The 26356-nt window shown below is 42.6% G+C and carries 24 protein-coding genes; 9 read left to right on the top strand and 15 right to left on the bottom strand.

The genetic code is table 11. The features are described 5' to 3' along the window. Nucleotides 1-38 precede the first annotated feature (38 nt). A complete protein-coding gene (locus tag AC4E96_RS01510) occupies nucleotides 39-1583 on the top strand; it encodes a tryptophan halogenase family protein (protein WP_490254689.1) in 1545 nt (514 codons plus the stop codon). A gap of 38 nt (nucleotides 1584-1621) precedes the next feature. Here AC4E96_RS01510 and AC4E96_RS01505 read toward each other — a convergent pair whose 3' ends face one another. From AC4E96_RS01505 to hisS, 9 genes are all read right to left on the bottom strand, one after another. Next, a complete protein-coding gene (locus AC4E96_RS01505) occupies nucleotides 1622-2122 on the bottom strand; it encodes an MgtC/SapB family protein (protein WP_488033562.1) in 501 nt (166 codons plus the stop codon). A gap of 158 nt (nucleotides 2123-2280) precedes the next feature. Then, the gene (locus tag AC4E96_RS01500; protein WP_490254688.1) at nucleotides 2281-2580 is read right to left on the bottom strand and encodes a hypothetical protein; all 300 of its coding nucleotides are present in this window, start codon (nucleotides 2578-2580) and stop codon (nucleotides 2281-2283) included. A gap of 204 nt (nucleotides 2581-2784) precedes the next feature. Next, the gene (locus AC4E96_RS01495) at nucleotides 2785-4005 is read right to left on the bottom strand and encodes a GGDEF domain-containing protein (RefSeq protein ID WP_488033561.1); all 1221 of its coding nucleotides are present in this window, start codon (nucleotides 4003-4005) and stop codon (nucleotides 2785-2787) included. A gap of 65 nt (nucleotides 4006-4070) precedes the next feature. Then, entirely contained in the window at nucleotides 4071-5264 is a 1194-nt protein-coding gene (locus AC4E96_RS01490) for an anhydro-N-acetylmuramic acid kinase (protein WP_490254687.1), read from the bottom strand. Nucleotides 5265-5290: 26 nt separating this feature from the next. Next, nucleotides 5291-6589, bottom strand: coding sequence for a peptidoglycan DD-metalloendopeptidase family protein (locus AC4E96_RS01485; protein WP_488033559.1), 1299 nt, complete (start codon nucleotides 6587-6589; stop codon nucleotides 5291-5293). Between the two features lie 135 nt (nucleotides 6590-6724). After that, nucleotides 6725-8266 carry a ribosome biogenesis GTPase Der gene (gene der / locus AC4E96_RS01480; RefSeq protein WP_488033558.1) on the bottom strand — a complete coding sequence of 514 codons (1542 nt, stop codon included), beginning with the start codon at nucleotides 8264-8266 and terminating at the stop codon, nucleotides 6725-6727. A gap of 120 nt (nucleotides 8267-8386) precedes the next feature. Further along, nucleotides 8387-9667, bottom strand: a complete 1281-nt coding sequence (bamB, locus tag AC4E96_RS01475; protein WP_490254686.1) for an outer membrane protein assembly factor BamB — start codon at nucleotides 9665-9667, stop codon at nucleotides 8387-8389. Nucleotides 9668-9677: 10 nt separating this feature from the next. Beyond that, complete coding sequence (locus tag AC4E96_RS01470; protein WP_490254685.1) at nucleotides 9678-10343, bottom strand: YfgM family protein; 666 nt, start codon at nucleotides 10341-10343, stop codon at nucleotides 9678-9680. Nucleotides 10344-10411: 68 nt separating this feature from the next. Then, complete coding sequence (gene hisS, locus AC4E96_RS01465) at nucleotides 10412-11689, bottom strand: histidine--tRNA ligase (protein WP_490254684.1); 1278 nt, start codon at nucleotides 11687-11689, stop codon at nucleotides 10412-10414. Nucleotides 11690-11857: 168 nt separating this feature from the next. Between hisS and AC4E96_RS01460 the strand changes: the two genes are divergently transcribed. Both AC4E96_RS01460 and AC4E96_RS01455 read left to right on the top strand, forming a co-directional pair. Beyond that, nucleotides 11858-13048: a cyclic di-GMP phosphodiesterase gene (locus tag AC4E96_RS01460; protein WP_490254683.1), complete on the top strand. Its 1191-nt coding sequence runs from the start codon at nucleotides 11858-11860 to the stop codon at nucleotides 13046-13048. Nucleotides 13049-13063: 15 nt separating this feature from the next. Further along, on the top strand, nucleotides 13064-14233 hold the full coding sequence (locus AC4E96_RS01455) for a cyclic di-GMP phosphodiesterase (protein ID WP_490254682.1): 1170 nt from the start codon (nucleotides 13064-13066) through the stop codon (nucleotides 14231-14233). 1 nt (nucleotide 14234) lies between these two features. Here AC4E96_RS01455 and AC4E96_RS01450 read toward each other — a convergent pair whose 3' ends face one another. Further along, complete coding sequence (locus tag AC4E96_RS01450) at nucleotides 14235-15332, bottom strand: general secretion pathway protein GspB (RefSeq protein ID WP_490254681.1); 1098 nt, start codon at nucleotides 15330-15332, stop codon at nucleotides 14235-14237. A gap of 29 nt (nucleotides 15333-15361) precedes the next feature. Next, the gene (locus AC4E96_RS01445; protein WP_488033551.1) at nucleotides 15362-16231 is read right to left on the bottom strand and encodes an ExeA family protein; all 870 of its coding nucleotides are present in this window, start codon (nucleotides 16229-16231) and stop codon (nucleotides 15362-15364) included. 89 nt (nucleotides 16232-16320) lie between these two features. Between AC4E96_RS01445 and AC4E96_RS01440 the strand changes: the two genes are divergently transcribed. Continuing rightward, nucleotides 16321-17556 carry a multifunctional CCA addition/repair protein gene (locus AC4E96_RS01440; RefSeq protein WP_490254680.1) on the top strand — a complete coding sequence of 412 codons (1236 nt, stop codon included), beginning with the start codon at nucleotides 16321-16323 and terminating at the stop codon, nucleotides 17554-17556. On the opposite strand, the gene AC4E96_RS01435 is transcribed toward AC4E96_RS01440, so the two are convergent. From AC4E96_RS01435 to folB, 3 genes are all read right to left on the bottom strand, one after another. Continuing rightward, on the bottom strand, nucleotides 17553-18194 hold the full coding sequence (locus AC4E96_RS01435; RefSeq protein ID WP_488033549.1) for a porin family protein: 642 nt from the start codon (nucleotides 18192-18194) through the stop codon (nucleotides 17553-17555). The genes AC4E96_RS01440 and AC4E96_RS01435 overlap by 4 nt on opposite strands. A gap of 143 nt (nucleotides 18195-18337) precedes the next feature. Beyond that, entirely contained in the window at nucleotides 18338-19132 is a 795-nt protein-coding gene (locus tag AC4E96_RS01430) for an undecaprenyl-diphosphate phosphatase (RefSeq protein ID WP_488033548.1), read from the bottom strand. A 101-nt stretch (nucleotides 19133-19233) separates the two neighbouring features. Further along, entirely contained in the window at nucleotides 19234-19602 is a 369-nt protein-coding gene (folB, locus tag AC4E96_RS01425) for a dihydroneopterin aldolase (RefSeq protein WP_488033547.1), read from the bottom strand. Between the two features lie 132 nt (nucleotides 19603-19734). On the opposite strand from folB, the gene plsY reads away from it, so the two are divergent. Further along, nucleotides 19735-20325, top strand: a complete 591-nt coding sequence (gene plsY / locus AC4E96_RS01420; protein WP_488033546.1) for a glycerol-3-phosphate 1-O-acyltransferase PlsY — start codon at nucleotides 19735-19737, stop codon at nucleotides 20323-20325. A gap of 50 nt (nucleotides 20326-20375) precedes the next feature. Here plsY and tsaD read toward each other — a convergent pair whose 3' ends face one another. Further along, nucleotides 20376-21431, bottom strand: coding sequence for a tRNA (adenosine(37)-N6)-threonylcarbamoyltransferase complex transferase subunit TsaD (gene tsaD / locus AC4E96_RS01415; protein ID WP_490254738.1), 1056 nt, complete (start codon nucleotides 21429-21431; stop codon nucleotides 20376-20378). A gap of 231 nt (nucleotides 21432-21662) precedes the next feature. Here tsaD and rpsU point away from each other — a divergent pair, with 231 nt between their 5' ends. The 4 genes from rpsU to rpoD all read left to right on the top strand — a co-directional run bounded on the left by rpsU (nucleotide 21663) and on the right by rpoD (nucleotide 26335). Continuing rightward, nucleotides 21663-21878, top strand: coding sequence for a 30S ribosomal protein S21 (gene rpsU, locus AC4E96_RS01410; RefSeq protein WP_105053374.1), 216 nt, complete (start codon nucleotides 21663-21665; stop codon nucleotides 21876-21878). A gap of 33 nt (nucleotides 21879-21911) precedes the next feature. After that, nucleotides 21912-22358, top strand: a complete 447-nt coding sequence (locus tag AC4E96_RS01405) for a GatB/YqeY domain-containing protein (RefSeq protein WP_488033545.1) — start codon at nucleotides 21912-21914, stop codon at nucleotides 22356-22358. Nucleotides 22359-22509: 151 nt separating this feature from the next. Then, entirely contained in the window at nucleotides 22510-24267 is a 1758-nt protein-coding gene (gene dnaG / locus AC4E96_RS01400; RefSeq protein ID WP_488033544.1) for a DNA primase, read from the top strand. Nucleotides 24268-24502: 235 nt separating this feature from the next. Further along, the gene (gene rpoD, locus AC4E96_RS01395; protein WP_488033543.1) at nucleotides 24503-26335 is read left to right on the top strand and encodes an RNA polymerase sigma factor RpoD; all 1833 of its coding nucleotides are present in this window, start codon (nucleotides 24503-24505) and stop codon (nucleotides 26333-26335) included. The last annotated feature ends 21 nt before the right edge of the window (nucleotides 26336-26356 follow it).

The following is a 26356-nucleotide window of genomic DNA, read 5'->3' as shown; positions in this document are numbered from 1 at the left end:
TTCGGTAAGATTTAACAAAATAAAAAGAATTAAAAATCATGTCACAGTATCAACAACCGTTAAATCAAAACGCTCATATCCAAAGTCTCATCATTGTTGGTGGCGGCTCGGCTGGTTGGATGACAGCAGCAATGTTGGCAAAACAGCTTGGTAGCTCCATCAAGATTACCTTAGTTGAGTCCGAACAAATCGGCACGATTGGTGTCGGTGAAGCCACTATTCCACCGATTCAAAACTTTAATCGACTATTGGGTATCGACGAAAATGAATTTTTATCCTTTTGTAACGGCAGTATCAAACTCGCCATACAGTTTGAAAATTGGCGTCATAAAGATCACCGCTATATGCATCCTTTTGGCAGTTTTGGCGTTGACTTTGACTACATGTCTTTTCCATATTTTTGGCTCAAAGACACACTAACCAAAAAAGCCGCAGGCCAAAGTTATAAAGAGCTTGAAGAGTACTCTATAGCTTGGCATTTGGCTGAAAACAACAAATTCCAACAACCAGATAAAGACCCTAGTTCATTAGGTTCGCGATATGACTATGCTTTTCACTTTGACGCGAGTCGTTATGCCGAGTTCCTTCGTCAATTTAGTGAAAACCTTGGGGTTACTCGCCATGAAGGTAAAATCACTCAGGTAAACACTTCTAACGACACTGGCTATATCAGTAGTATCGAGTTAGAAAGTGGTGAGACGTTAAGTGCAGACTTCTTTATCGACTGCAGTGGTCAACGAGCCTTACTGCTCGGTGATACGCTAGGCGTAGAATTTGACTCTTGGTCTAAGTGGCTACTTAATGACAGAGCCGTTGCCATTCAAACCGCCCACATGAAATCAGTCAGTCCGTATACGCGCTCTATCGCTCACCATGCGGGTTGGCAATGGCGTATTCCTCTGCAAACCCGAATGGGCAATGGTAATGTCTACTCAAGCCAACACATGACTGATGAAGAAGCGTTAGAAACTTTATTAAACAGCGTTGAAGGACCCACCATTACCGAACCGAATTTCATAAAATTCCGTACCGGTAAGCGTCAACAAGTATGGAAACACAATTGCTTGGCGATTGGACTGTCGGCTGGCTTTTTAGAACCACTAGAGTCCACAAGTCTTCATTTGATTCAGACTGCCATCATGCGCTTAGTGAGATTATTCCCGACCAAACAGGTGAGTGAGCAATTGATCAAGACCTACAATCATGAAGCTCAAAATGAATATGAAATGATCCGTGATTTTATTATCTTGCATTACAAAGCCACAGAGCGGGACGACAGCGAATATTGGCGTTACTGCCAGTCAATGTCATTACCTAAGAGCTTAGAAGAGCGCCTGGCGCTATACAAAGAGCATGGGCACTTAATAATTCATGATAAAGAGTTGTTTAAGCAAGAGAACTGGATGGCGGTCCTTGCAGGCCAGAACTTGCTGCCTGAAGGAGTTGGCCCTGTTGTCGCAGCTAAGAACGAGTTGGACATTGATAAGTCCTTTGATGCGATACATAAAAACATGAAGAAGTTTGCCTACAGTGCCAAATCTCATGAAATGTATCTAATGCAAACCTGTCCATTTAAAGGATAACACTTGGCTTTATTCATACAACCAACAGTTAGTATGACCTAGCCTTTCTCTTTTGAGTTATCACTTGAGTCATCTTCCGGGGCGCCTTTAGGCGCCTCTTCATCAATACAGTCCATTTTCTTTTTAAAAAGACCTGAAAACTGAAAGATCAAAAATCCGATCACCGTCAACACCAATGCAATCTCGTATCGGGAATAGGCAACCGAAATTCCAATCGCACCTGTATTCCAAATTCCAGCTGCCGTCGCAGTACCATTCACACCATTTCCCGCTTTAAAAATAGCCCCGCCACCAATGAATCCCATGCCAGTAATCAATCCGTGCATAATTCTCGCCTCTGCAACAGAGTCTTCGTATAGTGTCATGCCGACTAACATAAACGCACAGGTCGCGATTGAAACTAAAGGAAAGGTACGTAGTCCAGCTCCGCTATTATGGAGTTCTCGATTAAATGCGATGGGCAGAGATAACACAAAGGCTATGCCTATTTGCTTAAAATTGAATAAGATGAGATCTAAGTTGAGACCAGTATCTTCCATATTATCTCCTTGTTTATACAGAGATAAGTATGGTCCAAATACTCAAAAGCCCCAATTTTAAAATTGAGGCTTAGAAAGTACGTTGATTTAATATAGATGCATATTACAGAGTTTATAACTCGATATCGCAGTTCATTAATTTTAAACCCAGCAAACTCTTATAAAAAGTAAGCAATACCAAAAATAATTATTCCGCCAAATAAAAGGCTATCGCTCAGGTAAGCTGGCCCAACCGTCACAGGCTTCTCCCCAACTTTTAGAGACTTAATCGGAGCTAAAAGTAATTCAGGTCTCAGTGACAAGCCAAACAATAATGCGGCAGCTCCAATAGTCTTTAACAGCTCAGATAAAACAATCTCTTTCAAAGCATAATCATAAAAGCCTGTTCCTAAAAAGACCAACGCCATAAATACGAAAATAACCATTATGGCTTTAGGTGCCCACACGTTTTTACTCATAAAAATTTCCCTTTAATACTCACGAATATTCTAAAAAGTTAAAACAAGCTCAAATAGTAGTCAAGCCATTGCTAGGTGACTCAATATCCGCTAATTAAATTAATTAGATTTGACACTCAACCGGGACGTCAAATTGACGCAGTAAATGAAGGGATTCAAGCGCCAAAACGCTTTATTTCTAGATTTAGAATGGGCTGGCAGAGATCACTCCGCCAGACAGTTTCGGCCCGCTTGTTTGGCGCGATACAGTGCTTCATCGGCTCGTTTGAGGACTTGGTCAAACTCTTTTAGGTCACCCTCTCGCTCACCTACACCAATACTTATCGTCACGTTCACGAACTTACTGGCGGACGATGACTTCTTACGAGAGGACTTGCCCTCTTTTTTGTCTTCGGGTCTGTCATCACTTCGAATGGCCATTTGATAGTTAGCAATATCTTCACGGACTTGTTCCAAATAAGGTATTGCGTATGCCACAGACTTGTTTGGAAAAACGATAGTAAATTCCTCACCACCGTACCTATAAGCTTTGCCACCGCCTTTAACGCCGTTTATCTTACTAGCCACTAGGCGTAATACCTGATCGCCCACATCGTGACCGTATGTATCGTTAAACTTTTTAAAGTGATCGACGTCCATCATTGCAACAGTGTACTTTTTGCCAAGACTGATTGACGATTGCAATAAGGCACGCCTTGCCGCCAAGCCAGTCAATTCATCCGAAAACGCCATTTGATAGGAATCAGTCAACACCGCGTGAATGATCAAAACGCCAAATAAACAGTAACTCAAAATGATAGTGTGATAAGTAAAATCACCGAAGTTCATCACAATAACACCAAATGCTAGCGCCCAAATACTGGCGTTTAACTGACTTGGTTTCATAAGTTGGCGAATGGCCAAGGTAAACAAACACACTGCCGAGACCAAAAACTCAATCTGAAAATAAGGTGAAATCGTAGCTTCTTTACTGACAGGATACACCTGCAGGGACAGCCATTCGTTGATCGTGATGGATTGATTGAAGCGATAGTTAAAGGCTAAAAGCGCAAACAAAACAAGAATTCGGAATAGACCATGACGGCCCCAAACTACTTTGTTTTGATCAAAACTAAAGGCCATCAAAACTAACAATTGGGAGATAAAAAACAGACTCGGATGAAACGAAAAATAGTCGATATTTTCTACTTTACCTGTGCTGGCCCAAGCTAAAGCCAAAAATAACACAATATAAATGACGCGGGTTTGATTAAATCTTAACGCCAGAATGATTGTGGCAATAAACAACAAAAATGGCGTTTGCAAAATGATGTCTTGCCATGGAGTCAGATCAGCAATACCCATTTCCACTGAACTGATCACGGCGACAAATAATACGACTGGAAACGCGATGGCTTTGAAAAAAGATTGAAGAGAGTACGACAATGTTAAACCCAACTTAATTTATTATTTTTATTGTTTTACACGTGTTTTTTTAACCGTGTTCTGTTTTATTTAGCACTAACCCATGCACCTAATACACTATCCCGACTGGCTTTTGTTACCGACGCTTTACCTGCAGACATCTCGTTTACACGACAATACGCTAACCAGGCAAATGCCATTGCCTCCATGTCATCGCTACTGATACCAAAATCGTTGCTCGCTTTAACCTCATACTCAGGAAGGTATTGCGCCAAACTCGCCATTAACTGGGAATTACGAACACCACCGCCACAGCAAATCAAAATGCCGTTTGGTGAAATCCGCTCGACTTGTTCAGCGATAGTCCGAACAGTGAGGTGCAACAAGGTTGCTTGTACATCGACCGGTTTCATCTTGCCACAACTTTGTTTCGATTTGTCTGAATAATTTGCTAATTTTTGTTTCAGCCAATCCAAATTAAAGACTTCTTTACCTGTGCTCTTTGGGGCAGGCTTTTTAAAATAGGGATCATTAAGTAAATGTTCGAGTAACTCACCACACATATTCCCCTGTGCAGCCCACTGTCCATCAGCGTCGTAATGCTGCTGCAAATACAATTGAGTCCACTGGTCCATTAACGTGTTTGCTGGCCCTGTATCGAATCCATAGCAACCATTTTTATCCCAATAAGAAAGATTCGCAATGCCGCCTAAATTCAGACAAATTACTCTGCCCCCTTCAGGTGCCTTTATCGATTGGAATAGCTGTTGGTGAAAAGGAGGCACTAAAGGTGCGCCTTGTCCTTCTAATGCGACATCTTTGCTGCGAAAATCGTACACAACGTCCAGCTTAGTTTTGGCAGCAAGTAACGACCCATCTAATAACTGCCATGAAAACCCCTGCTCTAAACCTTCTGTAGGACTAGAATTTGGATGATGACAAATAGTTAAACCGTGACAGCCAATTGCTTTAATAGGCTGTGACCAGTTTAAATGTCTGACAAACGCATTTACACAGTCGGCAATCGCCAATGTGTAGGCTTGTTCAAGACTTTTAATTTGAATTAAAGAAGCGGGCTGAAATTCAGGCTGACTTAGCTCAGCCAGTGAATCGGTTAGAGATTCAGGTAAGTGAAAAGCTCTGCTATGAACTAACGTAAGATCGTCAATGCCGTTATCTGGTGTCAAACTTATTAGCGCAATGTCGACACCATCTAAACTGGTGCCGGTCATAATACCGAGATAGTACTCGTTGCCTGTATCGTTGTTTGGATCGGCCATGAGTTCCCCTTCTCAGTTGCGCTGTTTTAGCGCATTGCTAGTAACAAGCGCTTGTTATGGCTAAGTTGGCTTGTGCGCTTTTCGGCTAATGCTAAAAACGCTTTCCTTTCACTTTTCGAAATTGGATTAGATTTTGGCAGTGAAACCGTTCTTGGATTTCGATGAACACCGTTAACTAAGAATTCGTAGTGTAAGTGAGGGCCTGCCGCCAAACCTGTAGCACCAACTAAGCCGATAGTTTGGCCTTGTTTTACACGCTGGCCTTTTTTAACTTTTCGTTTAGAAAAGTGAATATACTTAGTTGTGATGCCACCGCCGTGTTCAATAAATACATGGTGACCATTGAATCGGTCATATCCAGCTTTAATTACTCGACCATCACCTGCCGCATAAACCGGTGTTCCTGTTGCAGCTGCGTAATCAACGCCACGGTGTGCTTTATAACGTTTTTGTACTGGGTGAAAACGACGCTTGGTAAAGTTAGAGCTGATATATTTGAAGTTGACAGGGGCACGCAAGAAAGCTTTTTGCATGCTATCACCTTCTGGCGTGTAGTAACGACCATCTGCGTAACGAACGGCTTTAAACTCTTCGTTTTGATTGGTAAATTCGGCTGCTAATATTTCGCCATATCCAACAAACTCACCATCGATAAAAATCTGTTCAACCAATGCAGAAAACTCATCGCCCTTGCGAATATCTAGAGCAAAGTCGACATCCCATTGGAACACATTAGCCAAGTTCATGATCAGCTTGTCGTTCAGTCCAGCCATGACACCTGCGTTCCAGAAATTAGACTCAATTTGGCCTTCAAAATAACGCTCGGTAATAACCGTTTCACGCTCTTCAATTTCAGTCACAAATTTATTCGTTTCATCGCGTTTTGCGACAACACCAGCGGCCGCTTCGTGAGCATAATGTAATTCGACGAGTTTGTTTTGCTCGTCAAATTTGAATGTAAGGTATTTGCCAGGTACTAATTTAGTAAACTGTTGAGCGAGCTTCCCCGAACGAGTCACCGCCAACATGTCTTTTTGCGGAACACCTTCACGTTTGAATAACACCGCTAGCGAGTCACCTGATTTGATACGTACTTGTTTGGTTGTCAAAGATGACAAAGGACTATATTCAGCAGGCTTGATGTTAAGTGGTAGAGGGTATTCTTCACCAACGGCTAATTCTTGATAATCAGCAGCGATGTATTTAACACTTTTGGAGGCTTCTGCGTCTTCAGATGGCAATAAAAGCATGATAAACAATAGCGCACACGCAGCTGCTAGTGCGTATTTATGTTGTTTGGGAAAATTGTCAATAAGGTCTCTCATTACCTACTTCTCGCAATAAAAGGCGCCATCCAGACACAACTTGGTTAAATTAAGTTATCGGAGAATATCACCTACAAACAACAAAGCCAACCTTTGCGGTTGGCTTTGAAATGAACAACTAAGTTGGATAGAGAACTATCGGTTGCGGTGACGTTTTATAAAACCACCCGCACGACGCTGCTGTGAAAGTGTCAGAGATTTGTGTTTTTTCTCTTCAAATGGGTTTTCACCTTCTCTAAATTCAATTTTGATTGGTGTGCCCATTACATCCAACGCTTTGCGATAGTAATTCATCAGATAACGCTTGTATGAATCTGGTAAGTCTTCGACTTGGTTACCGTGAATGACGATACGTGGTGGATTGTAACCACCTGCGTGTGCGTATTTCAGTTTAATACGACGGCCTCGAACCATTGGTGGTTGGTGATCGTCTTGTGCCATTTTCATGATACGTGTAACCATAGACGTTGAAATACGCTTAGTGGCAGAGTTGTATGCTTCAACGATAGACTCGTATAAATGACCGACACCAGTGCCGTGTAATGCTGAAATAAAGTGAACACGTGCAAAGTCGATAAAGCCCAAACGACGGTCTAGTTCGCGTTTAACATCGTCTTTCACCCCCTGGTCCAAACCATCCCACTTATTAACCGCAATAACAATTGATCGCCCTGCGTTTAGTGCAAAACCTAACAGGCTTAAGTCTTGGTCTGAAATACCTTCACGCGCATCGAGTAACAATAAAACAACGTTGGCATCTTCAATTGCTTGTAGTGTCTTAACCACAGAGAACTTTTCAATGGCTTGTTTGATACGGCCACGACGTCTCACACCCGCAGTATCGATAATAATGTAATCTTGGTCATTACGAGACATCGGAATATAAACAGAGTCACGAGTTGTTCCTGGCATATCATAAACAACGACGCGTTCCTCACCTAACATACGGTTAGTAAGTGTTGACTTTCCAACATTTGGACGACCAATTAATGCAAACTTAATGGGTACATCTTTAAAAGGAATGGCTTCCTCTTCGTCACCTTCTTCCGCCGACTCAACATCAGGCAGTGCTTTAACGTGAGCGACCGAGGCTTCATCGTCAGACTCGTCAGCATTTAAAGATTCAACAAATTGCTCAGCTTGTTCCAACTCTGACATTTCTGCTTCGAATTCTTCAGTTAAACGCTCAACAACAGGAATTAAAGAACGGTCCAACAGTGCAGCAACACCGCGGCCATGAGCTGCTGCAATTTGATGAACTTCGCCTAATGCTAACGAATAAAACTCAGCACTGAACGAGTCACCATCTATACCATCTACTTTGTTCGCAACGAGGAATGTTGGTTTGTCTTTTTTACGTAAATGCTCAGCAATTGCTTCATCAGCGACAGTCAAACCTGCTCTTGCATCAACTAAGAACAAAACAACATCGGCTTCTTCAATCGCTAAAAGCGACTGTTCGGCCATTTCAATTTCGATTCCTTCCTCAGTGCCATCAATACCTCCTGTATCTACCACAATAAAGTTGTTGTCTTCGTAACTTGCTTGACCATAACGACGGTCACGGGTCAAACCAGGAAAGTCAGCCACTAACGCATCACGCGTTTTGGTTAAGCGATTAAATAACGTTGACTTACCAACATTTGGACGACCAACAAGGGCCACAACAGGAAGCATGAATTCACCTCAAATTATTGATTTATCGGACCATTTGTTGACCAACAAACCAGGTATATATAAAAACAAAAGGCTCTGCCACCAAAACGGAGACAAAGCCTATTTAATTAGGACTATTTATTACGGTAGACGTAAAGCGCTTAATTCGCCATCTCTTGTCTGAACATAGAGTAAGTCACCGTCTACGACAGGTGCCGTATAAGCTCTGCGATCTTCACTGGTAAACCAGCTCACAAACCAGTGATAAGCCGAATAATCAATATCATCGAGCTTATAACGCGAAACCACTTCACCAGTATTTTTATCTAAAAAGTGGAAGTAACCTTCAAAGTCACCCACTACAATCGTATCTTTATAAACAACAGGCTGAGTCAAACGGCGGTTATAGAAGTCAGTATTAGTCCACTTTTCACTACCAGCAGCAGAATCAACGGCTGATACGTAACCTTTGTCGTTCGTCAGGTATAAAGTGCCCGACTCCAATGAGAGGTTACGGTATGACGAATATTCACGTTTCCATTTAATACGGCCGTTTCTAAAGTCAATTGCCGCTAGGTTTCCGTTGTAAGCAATTGCGTAAACGTCTGGGCCCGAAATAATCGGTTGAGAATCTGCATCAACCAGTCTGTCTAATTCAGTTGCACCATCCACTACCGCGATTTGTGCTTCCCATGCAGGTAAGCCTTTATCTGCAATAACAACACTGACTTTACCGGTTGCTGTGCCAATCAAAACACCACCATTGGCAACAGTCGGTGCTGACGTGCCACGTAATGTTAAAGCAGGAACGTCGGTTTCTAGTTCCCAGCGCTGCTCGCCCGTATCAGGGTGTAACATTGTTACGACACCTGATGTGGTGGTCACCGCAATCCAACCTTCGCCATATCCTGGCGCCGCTACGACTTCACCGCGAACCTTTTGACGCCATAACACTTCACCCGTTTCTTGAGATAAAGCGATGACAAAGCCATTTTCTGAACCAATATAGAGGTTGTTATAAGCGGCCGTGATACCGCCACTTAACTTATCGCTCTCAACTGTTTCAAAGGTTAAGGTATCCCATAAAGATGGTGGGTTTTGACGTGTATCTGACGCCCAAATCTCATCGCCTGTTAACTTGTCTAACGCGACGACTTGTCCGTCACGACCGGCCGCAAAAATAACATCGCCTACAACAACTGGCGAAAGATTAGAGAAGTAATTGTCAACACCACTGCCCGTTTGCTCGCGCCATTCCACATCAACGTGACGTTTGATGTTAATTGGTTCAAGTTCGGCAATTCGGGTCGCTTCATTTTCTTCATTTGATTCACAGCCAGCTAGCACAGCTACCGACAACGTCGATACTAGCGCCAATTTTGCAAACTTCTTGGCTTGTTTGCTTAACCCACTCATGCTCATACTGGAGACCTTAGCTTGCTGATGTTTCGGTTTGTGCAACCACGACAGGTTGAGCCAAGTCTTGAAGCTTCATCTTCAATACGTTGTTACCCTCTAGGCCACCTTTATCAGCAGCGGCTTGATACGCTTGGCGTGCTTTATCAGTATGACCTTGAGCCACATATACATCGCCTTTCAGCTCAGACACGTTTGCTTCAAAACCTTCTGCTTTAATTGCATCTAACGTGCTAAGAGCAGCATCATAATTACCTAAACCAGTTTGAACACGCGCTAAACGAGTACCAACTAATGCCTTTAAGCTCGGCTCAGTCGTTGCAGTTTCTGCCGCTTTAAGGCGTGATTCAGCCGTTGCTAAATCGCCTGCTTCTACCGCCGTTTTAGCTGCGATTAGGTTAGCAAAAATTGCATAACCCGTTTCACCGTGTGCATCTACAAATGATTTTAATTCTGCGTTTACAGTGTCGACTTTAGCTGTTTCAGCTGAAGCTACTTCAACAAACTTGTCATATTCGATTGAGGCTTGTTCTTGTGCTTCAAGTTGGCTATCAACGTAATAGTTCCAACCACTAAAGCCCGCTAGACCTAAAACGGCACCAACGACAATCTGAACACCGTTTTCTTTTAGAAATTTCTTGATTGCTTCTTCTTGTTGTTCTTCTGTTGAGTAAATTTCCATTACAACCTCATTATTTGTTACGACGTTGAGCACTCCGTCTCAACTCAAATTCTTATTTAATTTTAAGACTATTGAACAAGGCTAGATACAGCACCTGCTACATCAGCCCAAGCCACGGTCTGTTGTTCACCATGGACTTTCAAATTCTTCACTGTGACTTGTTGATTATTAACTTCATCTTCACCAAGGATAAGTGCTACTTGTGCACCTAGCTTGTCAGCACGCTTCATTTGCTTCTTGAAGTTACCACCACCACAGTGATTTACAACTCTAATCGAAGGCGCAGAATGTCGTAATTGCTCGGCAATTTCAACTGCTTTTAATTCTGCTGCCTTGCCTGATGCTACAACGTAGACATCCGCATCAGACGTTGGTTCCTTTAAAATCTCTAAAGTTTGCAATAATAAAACCAAACGCTCGATACCCATTGCAAAACCAACTGCTGGCGTAGATTTACCGCCAAGTTGCTCTACTAAACCGTCATAACGACCACCAGCAAGTACCGTACCTTGAGCGCCTAAGCTCTCTGTTACCCACTCAAAAACAGTTCGATTGTAGTAATCTAAACCGCGTACCAATCGTTCGTTAACAACATATTTAATGCCAGCTGCATCTAAGCGCGCTTTAAGCTCTTCGAACATTTCCGCTGACTCTTCATCTAAATGCTCAGATAGACGTGGTGCGTTTTCTAGTAACTTTTGAACATCTGGGTTTTTGCTATCTAGGATGCGAAGAGGGTTCGTTCCAAGACGACGTTTTGAGTCTTCGTCTAATTCAGCTTCGTGTTGCTTTAAGAATTCAACCAAGGCTGCAGTGTAGTAGGCTCGGGCTTCATTTGTGCCTAATGAATTAATTTCCAGACGAAGATGTTCGGTAATACCAAATGCCTGCCACAGACGAGCAGAAAGCATAATCACTTCAGCGTCCATATCAGGACCCGCAAAGCCATATGACTCAACACCAAATTGGTGGAATTGACGATAGCGACCTTTTTGAGGGCGTTCGTGACGGAACATTGGACCTGTGTACCAAAGGCGTTGCTGTTGGTTATACAATAATGCACCTTGGTTTGCAGCGCGAACACAAACCGCCGTCCCTTCTGGGCGTAGGCTTAATGAGTCGCCATTGCGATCTTCAAAGGTATACATTTCTTTTTCAACGATGTCAGTTACTTCACCAACCGAACGTTTAAACAAATCAGTGAATTCGACAATTGGAAAGCGGATTTCCGAATAGCCATAACTGGCAACAGTTTGGCGTAATACAGACTCGACTTGCTGCCATTGAGCAGTTTCATTTGGCAGAATATCATTCATTCCACGAATTGCTTGGATCGGTTTAGACACGACTTAGATTTACCTGTGTTGAAAAATTTGGCTGTGCATTATAGGTGCTTTGGCCTTGAAGGACAATTGTTAGGCACCCAAAAGGGGCTATTTAGACAATATTTTTAATAGGTTTACTTCTTCGTTTCTGCTAACTTTACAATATACGAAATCTATATTATCAAGCTCATGTTAAAAGAATTTTCAGTAAGCGAATTACAGCCAGGGATGTTTGTTGCTGATGTTACTGCTCAGAAAGGAAGTTTTTCAGTTAAATCCGGTGGATTTGTGCGTTCTGAAGCGGCCATCAAAAACCTCGCGCAAAAAGGCGTATCAAAGGTGATGGTTGATCTGACTAAAAGTGAACATGAAAAACCCACTGAAGACCAGGCGCCAGCGCCTTCCACTGTAAAAACCAATCAGGGCTCTGCGAGTTTTAGCCAAGAAATCGGCAAAGCGAAAAAACTCTACAACCAAGCCAAGAGTTTACAGCGTCAAGCATTAAAAAACATGCAAGCTGGTAAGCCTATTGACACTCAAGGCATGAAAGATGTGGCGGATGGCTTTATCGATTCTATTTTCCGCAACCAAGATGCACTTGCCTGTATGACGCGAATGCGTCAAAAAGACGATTACTTGATGGAGCACTCAATTAACGTTTCCATCATTATGACGATTTTTGCAAAACACTTACAAATCGAACAAGACATTATCCACCAACTAGCCACCGGCGCTTTGTTACATGACTTAGGTAAAATCAATATTCCTGATGAGGTATTGCACAAACCAGGTCGTTTAACGGATGACGAAATGGCAATTATGCGTCAACACGTAACCTTAGGCTATGACATTATTAAACAGTCTGAGGGACTGTCTCCTATTATTCTTGAAGTGGTTGGTGATCATCACGAACGACTTGATGGTTCGGGTTATCCAAACAACAAAAATGCCGATGAATTAAGTATGTACGCAAGAATGATCAGCATTTGTGACACGTACGATGCAATAACAGCCTCGCGTGTTTATCAAAATGCCAGAACCCCAATTATGGCATTTAAGATTTTGCGAAAAGAAAGTGGCTCGGCATTTGATTCTAATTTAGTCGCCGAGTTTATAAACTGCATGGGCATACACCCCGTTGGTACTCTCATTAAAACTAAAAGCAATAAGCTTGGTATTGTTACTAAGTCTAACTTTGTAAACCCTTTATGCCCGGTCATTCAGGTTTTTTATAGTATTAATTCAAAAGCTTACATCCCTTCAAAAACGATTGACTTGGGAGCACCAGGCATAGAGGATGAAATTGAAAACAGTGTTAAACCAGAAGAGTTTGGCATAGACATAAATAAGATTATGGCTGAGTTGTTAATCGACAATTAAAGGTTCAAAGGAAAGATGGGCGAAGGGCTACAACGAATTCCAATTACCAAGTTAAAACCTGGTCAGTATGTTGTTGATATTTCATCACAGCTTGGCCACGTCAAGGTGGCCAGTTCGGGCTGGGTTAAAAGCCAACAAATGATCAATGAAATGGTCGCTAAAGGCATTGTCGCCGTCACAGTGGACCTTGGTGAAGATAACCAACAAGTTGAAGAAGATAACTTCAGTTTTAAAGACACTTTTGGCCGAACCAAGTTTGATGTAGAAATTGAAAGTGCCAAAGAGTCGACTGAAAAGTTGACTCAAGCATTAACCACTAGTTTCAACCATATCCGCTCTAACAACTTATTCGATGTCAATGCCTTACACTTTGCTGCGATGGAGTTCATTGCATCTATATACCGAAACATGGCACCCGCTCTGGCTATTGTCCGTACCACCTACTACCCCGATCATCAAGTCGGCCATGCCCTGCGCTGCGCTGCCTACTTTGCAGCTATGTTACGCAAAATGAAGTGGCCACCAGAAGACGCACAAAGCTGGGTAATGGGCGCTTTACTGCATGACATTGGTAAGTTGAACATGGATGCTAGTATTCAAAACCCAAATGGCAAAGATATTACTGAAGCGCAACGTGCAGAAAACGACTTTTTGGTTACCGAACACGTCAACAAAGGCGTAGAAATCGCATCAACCGTTGGTAGTTTAACCAAGGAAACGCTTGAGGTTATTCAAATGCACCACGAGCGCCTCGATGGCAGTGGCTACCCTAATGGTGCCAAGCTAACGGACCTCAATGATGCGATTCGAATTTTTTGTATTGTTAATGAGTTTGATACCTTAACCAGAGTTAGTAGCGGTGGTAAACCATTAGGTGTATTACAAGCCTACCGTCAATTAATGAAACTCGACAACGAGTTCGACAATGACATGCTACAACGCTTTATTCACAACATTGGCGTGTATCCTCCAGGGACATTGGTATTATTAAAAAGCGGCAAGGTTGGACTTGTTTTGGACAATACCGGTAATCACCTTAGACCAAATGTAAAAATCATTTATAACGCGAATATGAGTCATCATATCAAACCCAAAGTAATAGACTTAGGCACTCAGCTCAATGATGAAATTGAAGGGGTATATTACGGCAACAAACGAGGCATTTATGCAGAAAACTACCTGTAACCTACAGGTAGTCTTGCAGTGCGACTTGGCTAAATCGACGGTATCTAGTTTCCCAAACCACGATGTCTTGACGAATTTCAACAAGCTTTAAATTTTTGTTGAGGTATTCACCTTCATAAAGTGTTTTGTCATTGATTTTGATCCAGCGAGAAGCCGGCTCTGATGCATAAATGTGCATTTGATAAAACAGCTGAGGTATGCCTGCTTGTTCCTGTTCTGTCAATGAATTGATGTCGGTTAAAGTGGAGTCTGTTTCAACTACAAAGCTATTATCCGAAGGCTCTATATCTTGACCTTGCTCTGCTTCAAGCTCTGCTACCGCCTGCTCGAAGGCAACTTTCAGCTCATCTGGTACATCATCAATTCCGACATTTGTCGGTGCGTAATCATCAATAGTTATCGGCTTTTCTTGCACAGAATCGGCAACTGCTAGCGTATTCTTTTCTGACGCCAAGCTTTGCGACTGAGGTAGACCAGTTGGTACCTGTGAAGGAGTCGCTTGCTCGGGCAAAACTTTACCATTTTGAGCCGCAAACATAGGTTCCGAATCTTCGGATTCAACAGAATCTGCCATCTCAGTGTTTCCAAGAGCAGCGGCTTCGGCTTGTTCAAACTGAGCTGATAGAGAAATCGTATTTGCTTCATTTACTACAGTAGAGCCACTTGAACTAACGTCATTTGTCTTGTCCTGTGTACCTCCAATCCCTTGATTACCGCCTTTTGGGGAACTTACACCTACTAGATTGTGCGAGTTATTGAAAGGTTGTTTCTGCCAAGGTTGTACTCCTAACAAATACCCAGACAAAGCTCCCACTATCAATAGTAATAGACCCACAATTAACCAAGCACTCCAATGCCAGCCATGACTTGAATTAGCCTCTTTAGATTGCCCGTACCATTGCATGGGGTTTGTTGCTTGAGCTGCCCACGCATTTGGGTTCGCCTGAGCGTCCTGGGCCCAAGAAGAATCGTGCCCGCTTGATGTCTTTTCAGACTGCCATTGTGGTTTATCTGTTTGCCAATTAGAGCCTGGATTAGACTCTGATTTGGCTTGTTCTGTTGCTTGTTCTTTTAACAAGGCTTTATATAAAAACGTCACTTATAAACCTTAGCCATTAATGAGCACATTTAACTTTTTTTACCGACAAAAGGTAACCAGTTCCAAAACAATGAAGCACTCGAATTTGTACTATTTGCACCAATCACTTCTTTTGCTGCCATTTTGACAATTGATTTGTTTACCACTAACTCACCTGTTGAAAACGCGCCCATTAATGCCCTATCTGACAATAAATTAATCAAACGCGGTGTACCCGATGCATATTTATAAATGGCTTTAATTGCTTTCTTATCAAATAGCGGTCTTGGCGCGCCAACGGCCCTTATTCGATGGTTAATATATTCAGCGGTTTCAACTTCACTCAATGGTAACAGGTGATAACGAGCCGTGATGCGTTGAGCTAATTGTCTCAGCTCCCTAGTCGCTAACTTTTCTTGAAGCTCTGGTTGCCCAATCAATATAATCTGTAACAACTTTTTATCATTGGTTTCAATATTTGTGAACAACCTCAGCTGTTCAAGCGCTTCTGCATCTAGCAACTGAGCTTCATCGACCACTAAAAGGCAACTTTCATTCTTTTGATGACTTTCAATCAAAAAAGTTTGCAACGCATCGGATAATTTTTTGTGGTCCTGATCATTTTCCACTTCTAACTTAAATGCATCACAAACGGTTTGTAATAATTGAATGCGGTTCAATGTCGGATTGAGCACATAGGCAACGTGCATTTCATCAGGCAAGTCTGACAAAACAGCACGGCTCACCATGGTTTTTCCAGTGCCCACTTCACCGGTTAGCATCACAAAACCGCCGTTACCACGCAGCCCATAACGCAAGTACGCTATTGCCTCTTGATGTCGTTGGCTTGGGTACATCAGGTTTGGGTTTGGTGCTATATTAAACGGTTCAGCTTTGAGCTGAAAATACTCTAAGTACATTCGACATTTCTTTTTTGTTCGTTTGTTCACATGATTAGCGTTAATATACCGACATAAAGTTGAAGGTGAAACAACAGGAACAACAATCTATGCAAATTTATTTGGTGGGTGGTGCTGTCCGAGACAATTTGCTCGGCTACCCAGTAAAAGACAAAGACTATCTTGTCACCGGCGCGACGATAGAGCAAATGCTTGAGGCTGGCTATCAGCAAGTAGGTAAGTCCTTTCCAGTATTTTTGCATCCCAAAACGCAGCAAGAATATGCCTTAGCTCGAACAGAAAAAAAACAAGGTAGTGGTTATACCGGTTTCACATGTGACTTTAACCCAAGTATTACGGTTGAACAGGATTTGATTCGTCGCGATTTGACCATTAATGCCATGGCTGAAGATAGCGAAGGCAATATTGTCGACCCATTTGGTGGTCAAGAAGACCTAAAAAACAAAGTCCTTAGGCACGTATCAGATGCGTTTGTAGAGGATCCGTTAAGGGTTTTGCGCGTCGCAAGATTTGCAGCTCGCTATCACCACTTAGGCTTTAGTATCGCTCCTGAAACACTTGAGTTGATGACTCAAATTGTAACAAACGGGGAACTTGATGCACTCATTGCCGAGCGTGTATGGCAAGAGACTCAATCTGCGTTAATGGAGCAAGACCCTCAAATATATTTCGAAGTACTGCGTGAGTGCGGCGCACTCAAGGTCATCATGCCAGAAATTGATTGCCTTTGGGGCGTGCCTAATCCAGCTAAATGGCACCCAGAAATCGACAGTGGCATTCACACTATGATGGTCTTAAAACAAGCGCAGCAGTTATCCGATAAATTAACCGTTCGATTTGCTAGCTTATGTCATGACTTGGGTAAAGGGCTGACACCTGCCGACAATTATCCGCATCATCACGGCCATGAAAAGCTAGGATTAAAACCTATCAAATCATTATGTAAAAGGTTGAGAGTACCTAACGATTGTAGAGACTTGGCGCTTTTGGACAGTGAATACCATACACACGTTCACCGAGCGTTTGAGTTAAGAGCAGATACCGTCGTTAAGTTGTTTGATAAGTTGGATGCGTGGCGCAAAGAAGAGCGCTTTTTTGACTTTTTAACATGCTGTTTGGCGGATATGAGAGGTCGAACTAGCTTTGAAAACGCCGAGTACCCTCAAGCCGAATACCTAAAATCCCTTTATCTTGCGGCTGCTAAAGAAAATACTAAAGATATCGTTGCGCAAGGAATAAAGGGCCCGGAGATCCGAGCCCAGCTGACTAAAAATAGGATTCAGGCTGTTCAAGACCAAATCGCGACTTTTAAAACTAATAATTAAAATTGGTAGCTAGCGCCTAATACAAATGCGCCGCCATCATCAACAATTTGATATGAGGCATTGAGTGTTAGATTTGGCTGAACATAATAACGACCTCCGACTGTGATGGTGGTTTCATCGTCATCACCGTCATTGATCTCTTCATCAATGTCGTAGTTAGAATAAGTCGCATAACCAAATAGTTCGACCTCATTTGTCAGTTTTGAGCGAAGGCCACCGCGAATAAAGTACCCGCCAAAATCCTCACCTTCCTTAAACGAGCCTGCTTTAGCTTCCGTATCTATGTTTGCGTAACCGACTGCGCCAAACACACTCGACTGTGCCGAAAATGCATGAGCATAACCTAAGCCAAGTCGCGTTTGGGTCATATCAACGTCAATGTCCGTATTCATAAACGTAATTTCATCACTTAATGACTCTAGTTCAGCCATTACGAACACATTGTTGGTTAATGTTAGAGAGCCTTCAAACTCAAAACCAGATAGGTCAGTATCAAAACTTTCATCGTCATCAATAGACATTGACTTGTAGCCTGCTGACAGGTAGTTCCAGTTAATGTCGTTTGCTTGCGCTTGAGTTGAGGTAGTTGTGCCGTAAAGCGCGGCTAAAAGTGTGACAATTAAAGTAGACTTTTTCATAACAGTTCCTTGCTAATTAATTTAAAAATAGAGTCACTGGTTTCTAATCAGTGACGCCACTTTAAAATTTTTTGTTGTAAAAACAATAGCAAGTAACCAAATTTGACACTTGATAACACGCGGTTACATTTGGTTACTCAAGTCTAAATAAAGAAAGCAATCAGAATTGCGCCTAGTGCGAGTCGATAAATAACAAATGGCAACATGCCAACGCGCTCGACCAAGATCAAGAAAAAGTGAATACAGGCATAAGCACTAACAAACGACAGTGCGGTGCCCAGCCCAATAGCCGTCCAATCAACTGGGACCGTTTGTTGGGATAGTTTGATGGCTTGATAAACACTGATCCCCAAGATAAGAGGAATCGACAATAAAAATGAAAAACGAGCCGCCGCTTTTGCGGTCAGTCCTACCATTAAGCCTGCTGTGATAGTAATACCACTGCGTGAAGTGCCTGGAATCAATGCCAACACCTGCGCCAAACCAATAATAATGACTTTTTTAAAGGTGATTTGGTATTCGTTAATCGTCTCTTTTGCGTTGCGGTCAGCCCACCATAACAATAAGCCAAAGCCAATCGTCGTCGCTGCTATAACACTCGCACTACGCAAGTTCGCTTCGATAAAGTCATCCAATACAAAGCCAATCACAGCAGCTGGAATAACGCCCAAGATGATTAACCACGCCAAATGGCTATCTTTATCCTTTTTCCCACCAAGTGACTTGAACCAACTCACCGTCATTTGCATGACCTCGTGTCTAAAATAAAGAACCACGGCTAACAGGCTTCCAGCGTGAACCGCTACATCAAAAGCAAGGCCTTGGTCCGCCCAGCCGAACATCTGTGAGGGTAAGATTAAGTGTGCCGAGCTTGAAATTGGTAAGAACTCTGTCAGTCCTTGAAGTAAAGCCAAAACGATAATTTCAATAAGTCCCATGGGTACAGCTGTCCTTGTAAAACGAGTTTGTGTTTTTGATTTAAATAAGTTTGTGTTTTTAATTTAAATAATGAGATTAGAGCCGACGTCGCAGCATAGCTCTAAACGAATTCTTGTTTGTCCCGTTCAATAATAACGCCCACACTTTTAGTGCTAGCAACAGCACCTAGCTTTCTCAAACTGATTTTGACACTAGATACGGCATAAGTGGTCAGAATTCTCTCCGCAACTTTCTCTGCTACGGTTTCGATTAATTCGGCTTGATTTTCTTTGGCTAGCGCGACAATGTCTTCAGACACAACAGAATAATCGACCGTTTTTGAAAGATCATCTATGGCAGCCGCTGCGCGAATGTCAGTGCGCATTTCAACATCAAACTGTAAGGTTTGTTGAATGCTTTTTTCCCATTCATAGACCCCAATTACAGTGTCTACTTTAAGCGCTTCTATAAATACGATGTCTTGGGTCATGTCAAATCCTGAGTTTTTTTAAATTTGTACTGCCATGATGTTTGAAACCAGTGTCACTGTCAGATACCATGCAAATTGTTCGAAAATAAATCGAGCGCGAATTCTAGCTTATATTCATCTGTTGAGGAACTGATGTCGTTTGACTTTTTGTTGACAATATTAGCCGCTTACTTAATCGGCTCAATCAACTTTGCCATTTTGGTCAGCAAAACCAAACACTTACCCGACCCTCGAACTCAAGGCTCTCACAACCCTGGAGCCACAAATATGTATCGTATTGCTGGAAAGCAAACGGCAATTAGTGTCTTAGCGCTCGATGTCATCAAAGGTATTATCCCCACCTGGGGCAGTTATTACTTAGGGCACGAACCCAGTCAAATTGGTATGATTGCCATTGCGTGCTGCTTTGGGCATATGTTTCCAATCTATTTTCGATTTAAAGGCGGAAAAGCAGTCGCGACTGCTTTTGGCTGTTTGCTACCAGTGGGTATTTCGCTCGGTGCCGTTTTACTTATTGCTTGGTTAGTCACCTTAAAGCTGACTGGTTATTCCTCACTTGCAGCAATTGTTGCTGTCGGTATCTCGCCACTAGCGACCTACTTTATTGCCCCAAAATATGTAGTACCCGTTACCATGTTGGCCGTGTTAATTGTGTTGCGTCATATTCCAAACATTGTGCGCTTGGTGCAGGGTGAAGAGCCCAAATCTAAACAACGTCTTTAAAACTTGGGCTTTTTGATGTGCTTATTGCTTTGCGTATAAAGCCTATCAGATTAAAGGGCTGGCAATTCTTCGATGGACCATCTTGGTTTGGCTTTCACTTTTAGTTCCGTCGTCCCCTGATGAATACGTTGTGCACCGGCTACGGCTATCATTGCACCATTATCAGTACAAAACTCTGGGCGTGGATAAAATACTTGCCCGCCTTGTTTTTTCATCAAGACTTCGAGCTTTTCTCTCAATTCTGTGTTGGCACTCACACCGCCTGCGATCACTAACGTTTTAATGTTTGTTTGAGTTATCGCTCGACGACATTTGATAACAATTGTGTCGACCACGGCTTGTTGAAATGCGTGGGCGATATCAGCTTTGATTTGTTCTGCATTTTCAGGTGCGTTTTCTTGACTAGATTGACCACCGGCCAAATGAATGCCCTCTTTTCTGATCGCATTAGCTGCAGCTGTTTTAAGTCCACTAAAGCTAAAGTCCAAACCCGGTCTGTCGGTCATAGGGCGTGGAAAAACAAACTTGCCTGGTTCGCCTTTTGTTGCGAGTTTCGCCAACATTGGACCACCAGGATAATCTAAACCAAGTAGCTTGGCCGTTTTATCAAATGCTTCGCCTGCCGCATCATCAATCGATTCACCCAAAATTTGATACTCACCAATACCTTGTACTTCGACAAGCTGGGTGTGACCACCGGATACTAATAAAGCAACAAATGGAAACTCTGGCTGCTCTTCTTCAAGCATTGGCGCTAAAAGGTGACCTTCCATGTGGTGAACCTCAATCGCCTTTATTCCCCACGCAAATGCTAACGATTTGGCAATACACGCACCAACCATTAACGCACCGACTAAACCAGGCCCGGCAGTATAAGCAATGGCTGAGATATCTGTTGATTCAACATTGTACTTAGCCATCAACTCTCGAATAAGAGGAATGGTTTTTCTAACATGGTCTCTAGATGCTAATTCTGGTACAACGCCACCGTAATCCGCATGAATTTTGATCTGACTAAAAACCTCATGGCCTAATAGACCGGCTTCGGTGTCGTATAGGGCCACACCGGTTTCATCGCATGAAGATTCGATTGCCAATACCAACATTTGATTAACCTCTATCGCTTGAATGAATGAACTATTGCGCAAAGCGCGCATTCTAACCAACCTCGAACAAATCCACCAGTAAATCCTTTGCGCACCGATTGGTAAATAATCGGTTAGATTTTAAATAAAGACTTTACATCGAGGGTATTTTGGCTCTAGAATACCGCACCATTTTTATTAGTCTTGGTTAAAGCTTAACCATTATATCCAAATACTGAGGTGAATTTTTAAATGCCAGTAATTAAAGTAAAAGAGAACGAACCGTTTGACGTAGCACTTCGTCGTTTTAAGCGTTCATGTGAAAAAGCAGGTATCCTTTCTGAAGTACGTCGTCGTGAGCACTTCGAAAAGCCAACTTGGGCACGTAAGCGTAAGAAAGCTGCTGCAGTTAAGCGTCACCTTAAAAAGGTGTCTCGCGAAAACGCTCGTCGCATCAAACTTTACTAATATTGGTTTGGTCTCTCGATCTAAGGAAAGTTAATGAGCCTTATTACACAGCTTAAGGATGCCCAAAAAGATGCAATGCGTAACAAGGAGAAAGAACGCCTTGGTACAATTCGCATGGTTATGGCCGCAATTAAGCAACGAGAGATTGACGAAAAGATACAACTGGACGATGAGCAGATCATCGCAGTTTTAACCAAAATGGTTAAACAGCGTCGTGATTCCCAATCACAATTTGAACAAGCTGACCGTCCAGAATTAGCCGCTAAAGAAGCGAGTGAAATAAAGATATTAGAAGACTTCTTACCTCAACCTTTGAGTGATGAAGACGTTGCCGCACTTATCGCGAATGCTATTGAATCATCTGGCGCTGCCGGAATGCAGGATATGGGCAAAGTGATGGCTGAACTAAAACCTAAACTCACTGGCCGAGCTGACATGGGAAAAGTCAGTGGACAAGTAAGAGCCGCCTTAAACAAGTAACTCTTCATTAGCGCTAATAGAGAACCACAAACTTTGTTTGTGGTTTTTTTATGCCTGTAATTCTGTTCTGTTTTTACTGAGTCTTTTGTTTTATTAAAAACAGAATTCTGTAATAATTCTTATCCCTTTTATTGATCATTGTGAGACTGTTTTGGCCGGACGCATTCCTAAAGGTTTTATCGACGATGTTGTCGCACGCACGGATATCGTAGAATTAATAGACCAAAGGGTTCCTTTGAAAAAAGCAGGTAAAAACTACCAAGCTTGCTGTCCGTTTCACAACGAGAAGTCCCCTTCTTTTTCTGTCTCACCTGACAAACAGTTTTACCATTGTTTTGGTTGTGGTGCCCACGGCAACAGCATTTCATTTTTGATGGAATACGAACAACTCGAATTTGTTGAAGCAATTGAAGAGTTGGCTCGTTTGCATTCGATGGATGTGCCTCGTGAGCAAACAAATGGTCGAACCGAAAAGTATCAATCAGTTACCCGTGAACAAAAACTTTCTGATTACGAACTGTTAGAAACCACTACTAAGTTTTTTCAGCATCAACTCAAACACGCCAACGGTAGCAAAGAAGCCATTGACTACCTCAAGTCACGTGGCTTATCTGGTGATATTGCACAGCGTTATAGTATTGGTTTTGCGCCTGACTCTTGGGATGCTGCCCTCAAAACCATTGGTCAAAACCACAAAGAAACAACGACTCAATTACTGGATTTAAAAGTCCTTACTAGTAATGATAAAGGTCGCACTTACGACTTCTTTAGAAACCGAATTATGTTCCCAATCAGGGATAAACGAGGTCGGGTCGTTGGGTTTGGTGGTCGAGTAATGGACGATGGGACACCAAAATACCTTAACTCACCTGAGACTCGGGTTTTCCATAAAGGCCGTGAACTATATGGTTTTTATCAAGCCAAACAAGCCAACAAAAACTTAGAGCAAGTTATTGTCGTTGAAGGTTATATGGACGTCGTTTCGTTAGCCCAACAAGGCATCAGTTATGCGGTCGCTGCGCTTGGTACTGCGACGACTCAAGAACATATGCAAATGCTGTTTCGCTCCACTCGCAAAGTCATTTGTTGTTACGATGGTGACCGAGCCGGTCGTGATGCTGCTTGGCGTGCACTAGAAAACGCCTTACCTCAATTAAAAGACGGCGTTGATTTGCGTTTTAGTTTTTTACCTGATGGTGAAGACCCTGATACGATGGTGCAAAAGGAAGGAAAAGAAGCATTTGAGACACGATTGTTAGATGCAACGCCACTCATTGAATATTTCTTCGAACACTTTGTTAGTCAGCTAGACTTGACGAGCGACGCCGGTAAATCAGCCTTATTAGCTCAAGCCAAGCCTTTAATTGCTCTTGTACCTAGCGACTACTACAAAGAAGCATTAACCGCCAAACTAGCACGTTTAATAGGTAAACAGGTCGAGCAACTCAATATCGAATCGCGCTCGCCAGTAGCAGAAGTCAAAAAGCAACAAACCGACTTCCAGATTACGCCGATGCGCCGTGCCATTGGTTTAATGTTACAGCACCCAACTCTGGCCAGCCAAATCGAGTACATTCCAGCATTAGCCAATGCCGAACTACCTGGTTTTGGTTTATTTATCCGTTTACAAAAAACCATTTTGGAACAACCAGAGATCTCTTCTCCAGTATTACTAGAACGCTTCAGAGAAACACGCGAGTACCCATACTTAGCACAATTGATAGCTTGGGATCATCAAATCAAAGAAGACAACTTATTGGCCGAATTCCAACAGACTTTTCAGTCATTACAAGACAGCTATCTTGAAAAACGGCTCGAAGCCTTGTTAATTAAGGACAAAACGTCCGTTTTGAATGCACAAGAAAAAGCCGAATACGTCGCCCTAATTAGTGCTTTAAAAAGCCAGTAAATTTGTCAATATTCGCCAAATACCAACTACACTTAAGAGACAGATGAGCGATGCTATTGTGCTGCACATTGCGGCCAGTTTATTTTATTGCTGATTAACTATTTCATAGCCATTTAGCTCATCTGGTGTTATAATATGCAGTTCGATTTTTCCATGACTTGGCACACACGTTTCAAACATGGGGATCTCAATTCCAAGTATTTGATGTTCAACTAGTAGGTGGAAGATAATCTGTATGGAGCAAACTCCTCAGTCTCAATTAAAACTTCTTATAATTAAAGGTCGTGAGCAAGGTTACTTAACCTTTGCCGAAGTCAATGATCACCTTCCACAGGATATGATCGATGCCGATCAGGTCGAAGATATCATCCAGATGATCAATGACATGGGTATTAAGGTTTGTGAAACACCACCTGATGCCGATGAATTGCTTATGCAAGAGCAAACTAGCGATGACGAAGTGGTTGAGGCCGCTGCTCAAGCTCTAGCAACCGTTGAAAAGGAAATCGGTCGTACAACTGACCCTGTCCGTATGTATATGCGAGAAATGGGTACTGTTGAGCTATTGACACGTGAAGGCGAAATTGAAATTGCCAAACGTATTGAAGAAGGTATTTACACGGTACAGTCTTCAGTTGCTGAATACCCACAAGCAATCAGCTACCTTCTAGACCAGTGGGACCAATACGAAGCGGAAGAAATCCGCCTTAGTGACATCATCAATGGTTTCCTTGATCCAAATGAAGAAGACGTTGCTCCTGCCGCGACGCACGTCGGTTCAGAACTAAACGAAGAACAACTTGCCGACGAAGACGGCGATAATGACGATGACGAAGATGAGGACGAGGTTGATACAGGTCCAGATCCGGAAGAAGCGCGCGAGCATTTTGACGAGTTACGTCGTTTGTACGACGAGTCAACCGTTTCTATCAACGAATTAGGTCGTGCACACCCTGATACTCAAGAAAAGATTAAAGCACTAGGCGAACACTTCCGTCTGTTTAAACTAATCCCTAAACAGTTCGACCGCCTAGTTAAAAACATGCGTGACATGATGGACCGTGTTCGTGTTCAAGAACGTCTTGTAATGAAGCACGTTTGTGGTTACGCAAAACTACCTAAGAAAGACTTTATTAAGATCTTCCCTGGTAACGAAACAAAAACATCTTGGTTAGAACTTTTACAGAAAGGTGATGACCCAGTTGCACGTCGCTTAAATGACGTTGACGTAGAAGTACGTCGCAGCATTCAAAAGTTAAAAGAGATCGAAGAAGAGACTCGTTTAAGTATTGAAGCTATCAAAGACATCAACCGTCGTATGTCAATCGGTGAAGCAAAAGCTCGCCGTGCGAAGAAAGAGATGGTTGAAGCGAACTTACGTCTAGTAATCTCGATTGCTAAGAAGTACACCAACCGTGGCCTTCAATTCCTTGACCTTATCCAAGAAGGTAATATTGGTCTGATGAAGGCGGTTGATAAGTTTGAATATCGTCGTGGTTATAAGTTCTCGACGTATGCAACATGGTGGATTCGTCAGGCGATTACGCGTTCAATTGCGGACCAAGCTCGTACGATTCGTATTCCAGTACACATGATCGAAACTATCAACAAGCTAAACCGTATCTCTCGTCAAATGCTTCAAGAAATGGGTCGTGAGCCATCTCCTGAAGAACTTGCAGAACGTATGGTGATGCCAGAAGATAAGATTCGTAAAGTTCTTAAAATCGCTAAAGAGCCAATCTCAATGGAGACACCAATTGGTGACGACGAAGATTCGCACTTAGGTGATTTTATTGAAGATACTACGATTTCTTCGCCAGTTGATACAACAACGTCTGAAGGCCTACAAAACGCCACTCGTGACGTTCTTGCTGGTCTTACTGCTCGTGAAGCGAAAGTTCTACGTATGCGTTTTGGTATCGATATGAATACCGACCACACGTTGGAAGAGGTTGGTAAGCAGTTTGATGTTACACGTGAACGTATTCGTCAGATTGAAGCAAAAGCATTACGCAAGCTTCGCCACCCTTCTCGCTCAGAACCACTTAAGACTTTCCTAGACGAGTAAGTCAAAAGAGACGAGTAAGTC

This window comes from Psychrosphaera sp., assembly GCF_982872775.1.
The sequence above is the reverse complement of the archived record's forward strand: the minus strand, read 5'-3'. Positions and strand labels throughout refer to the sequence as shown.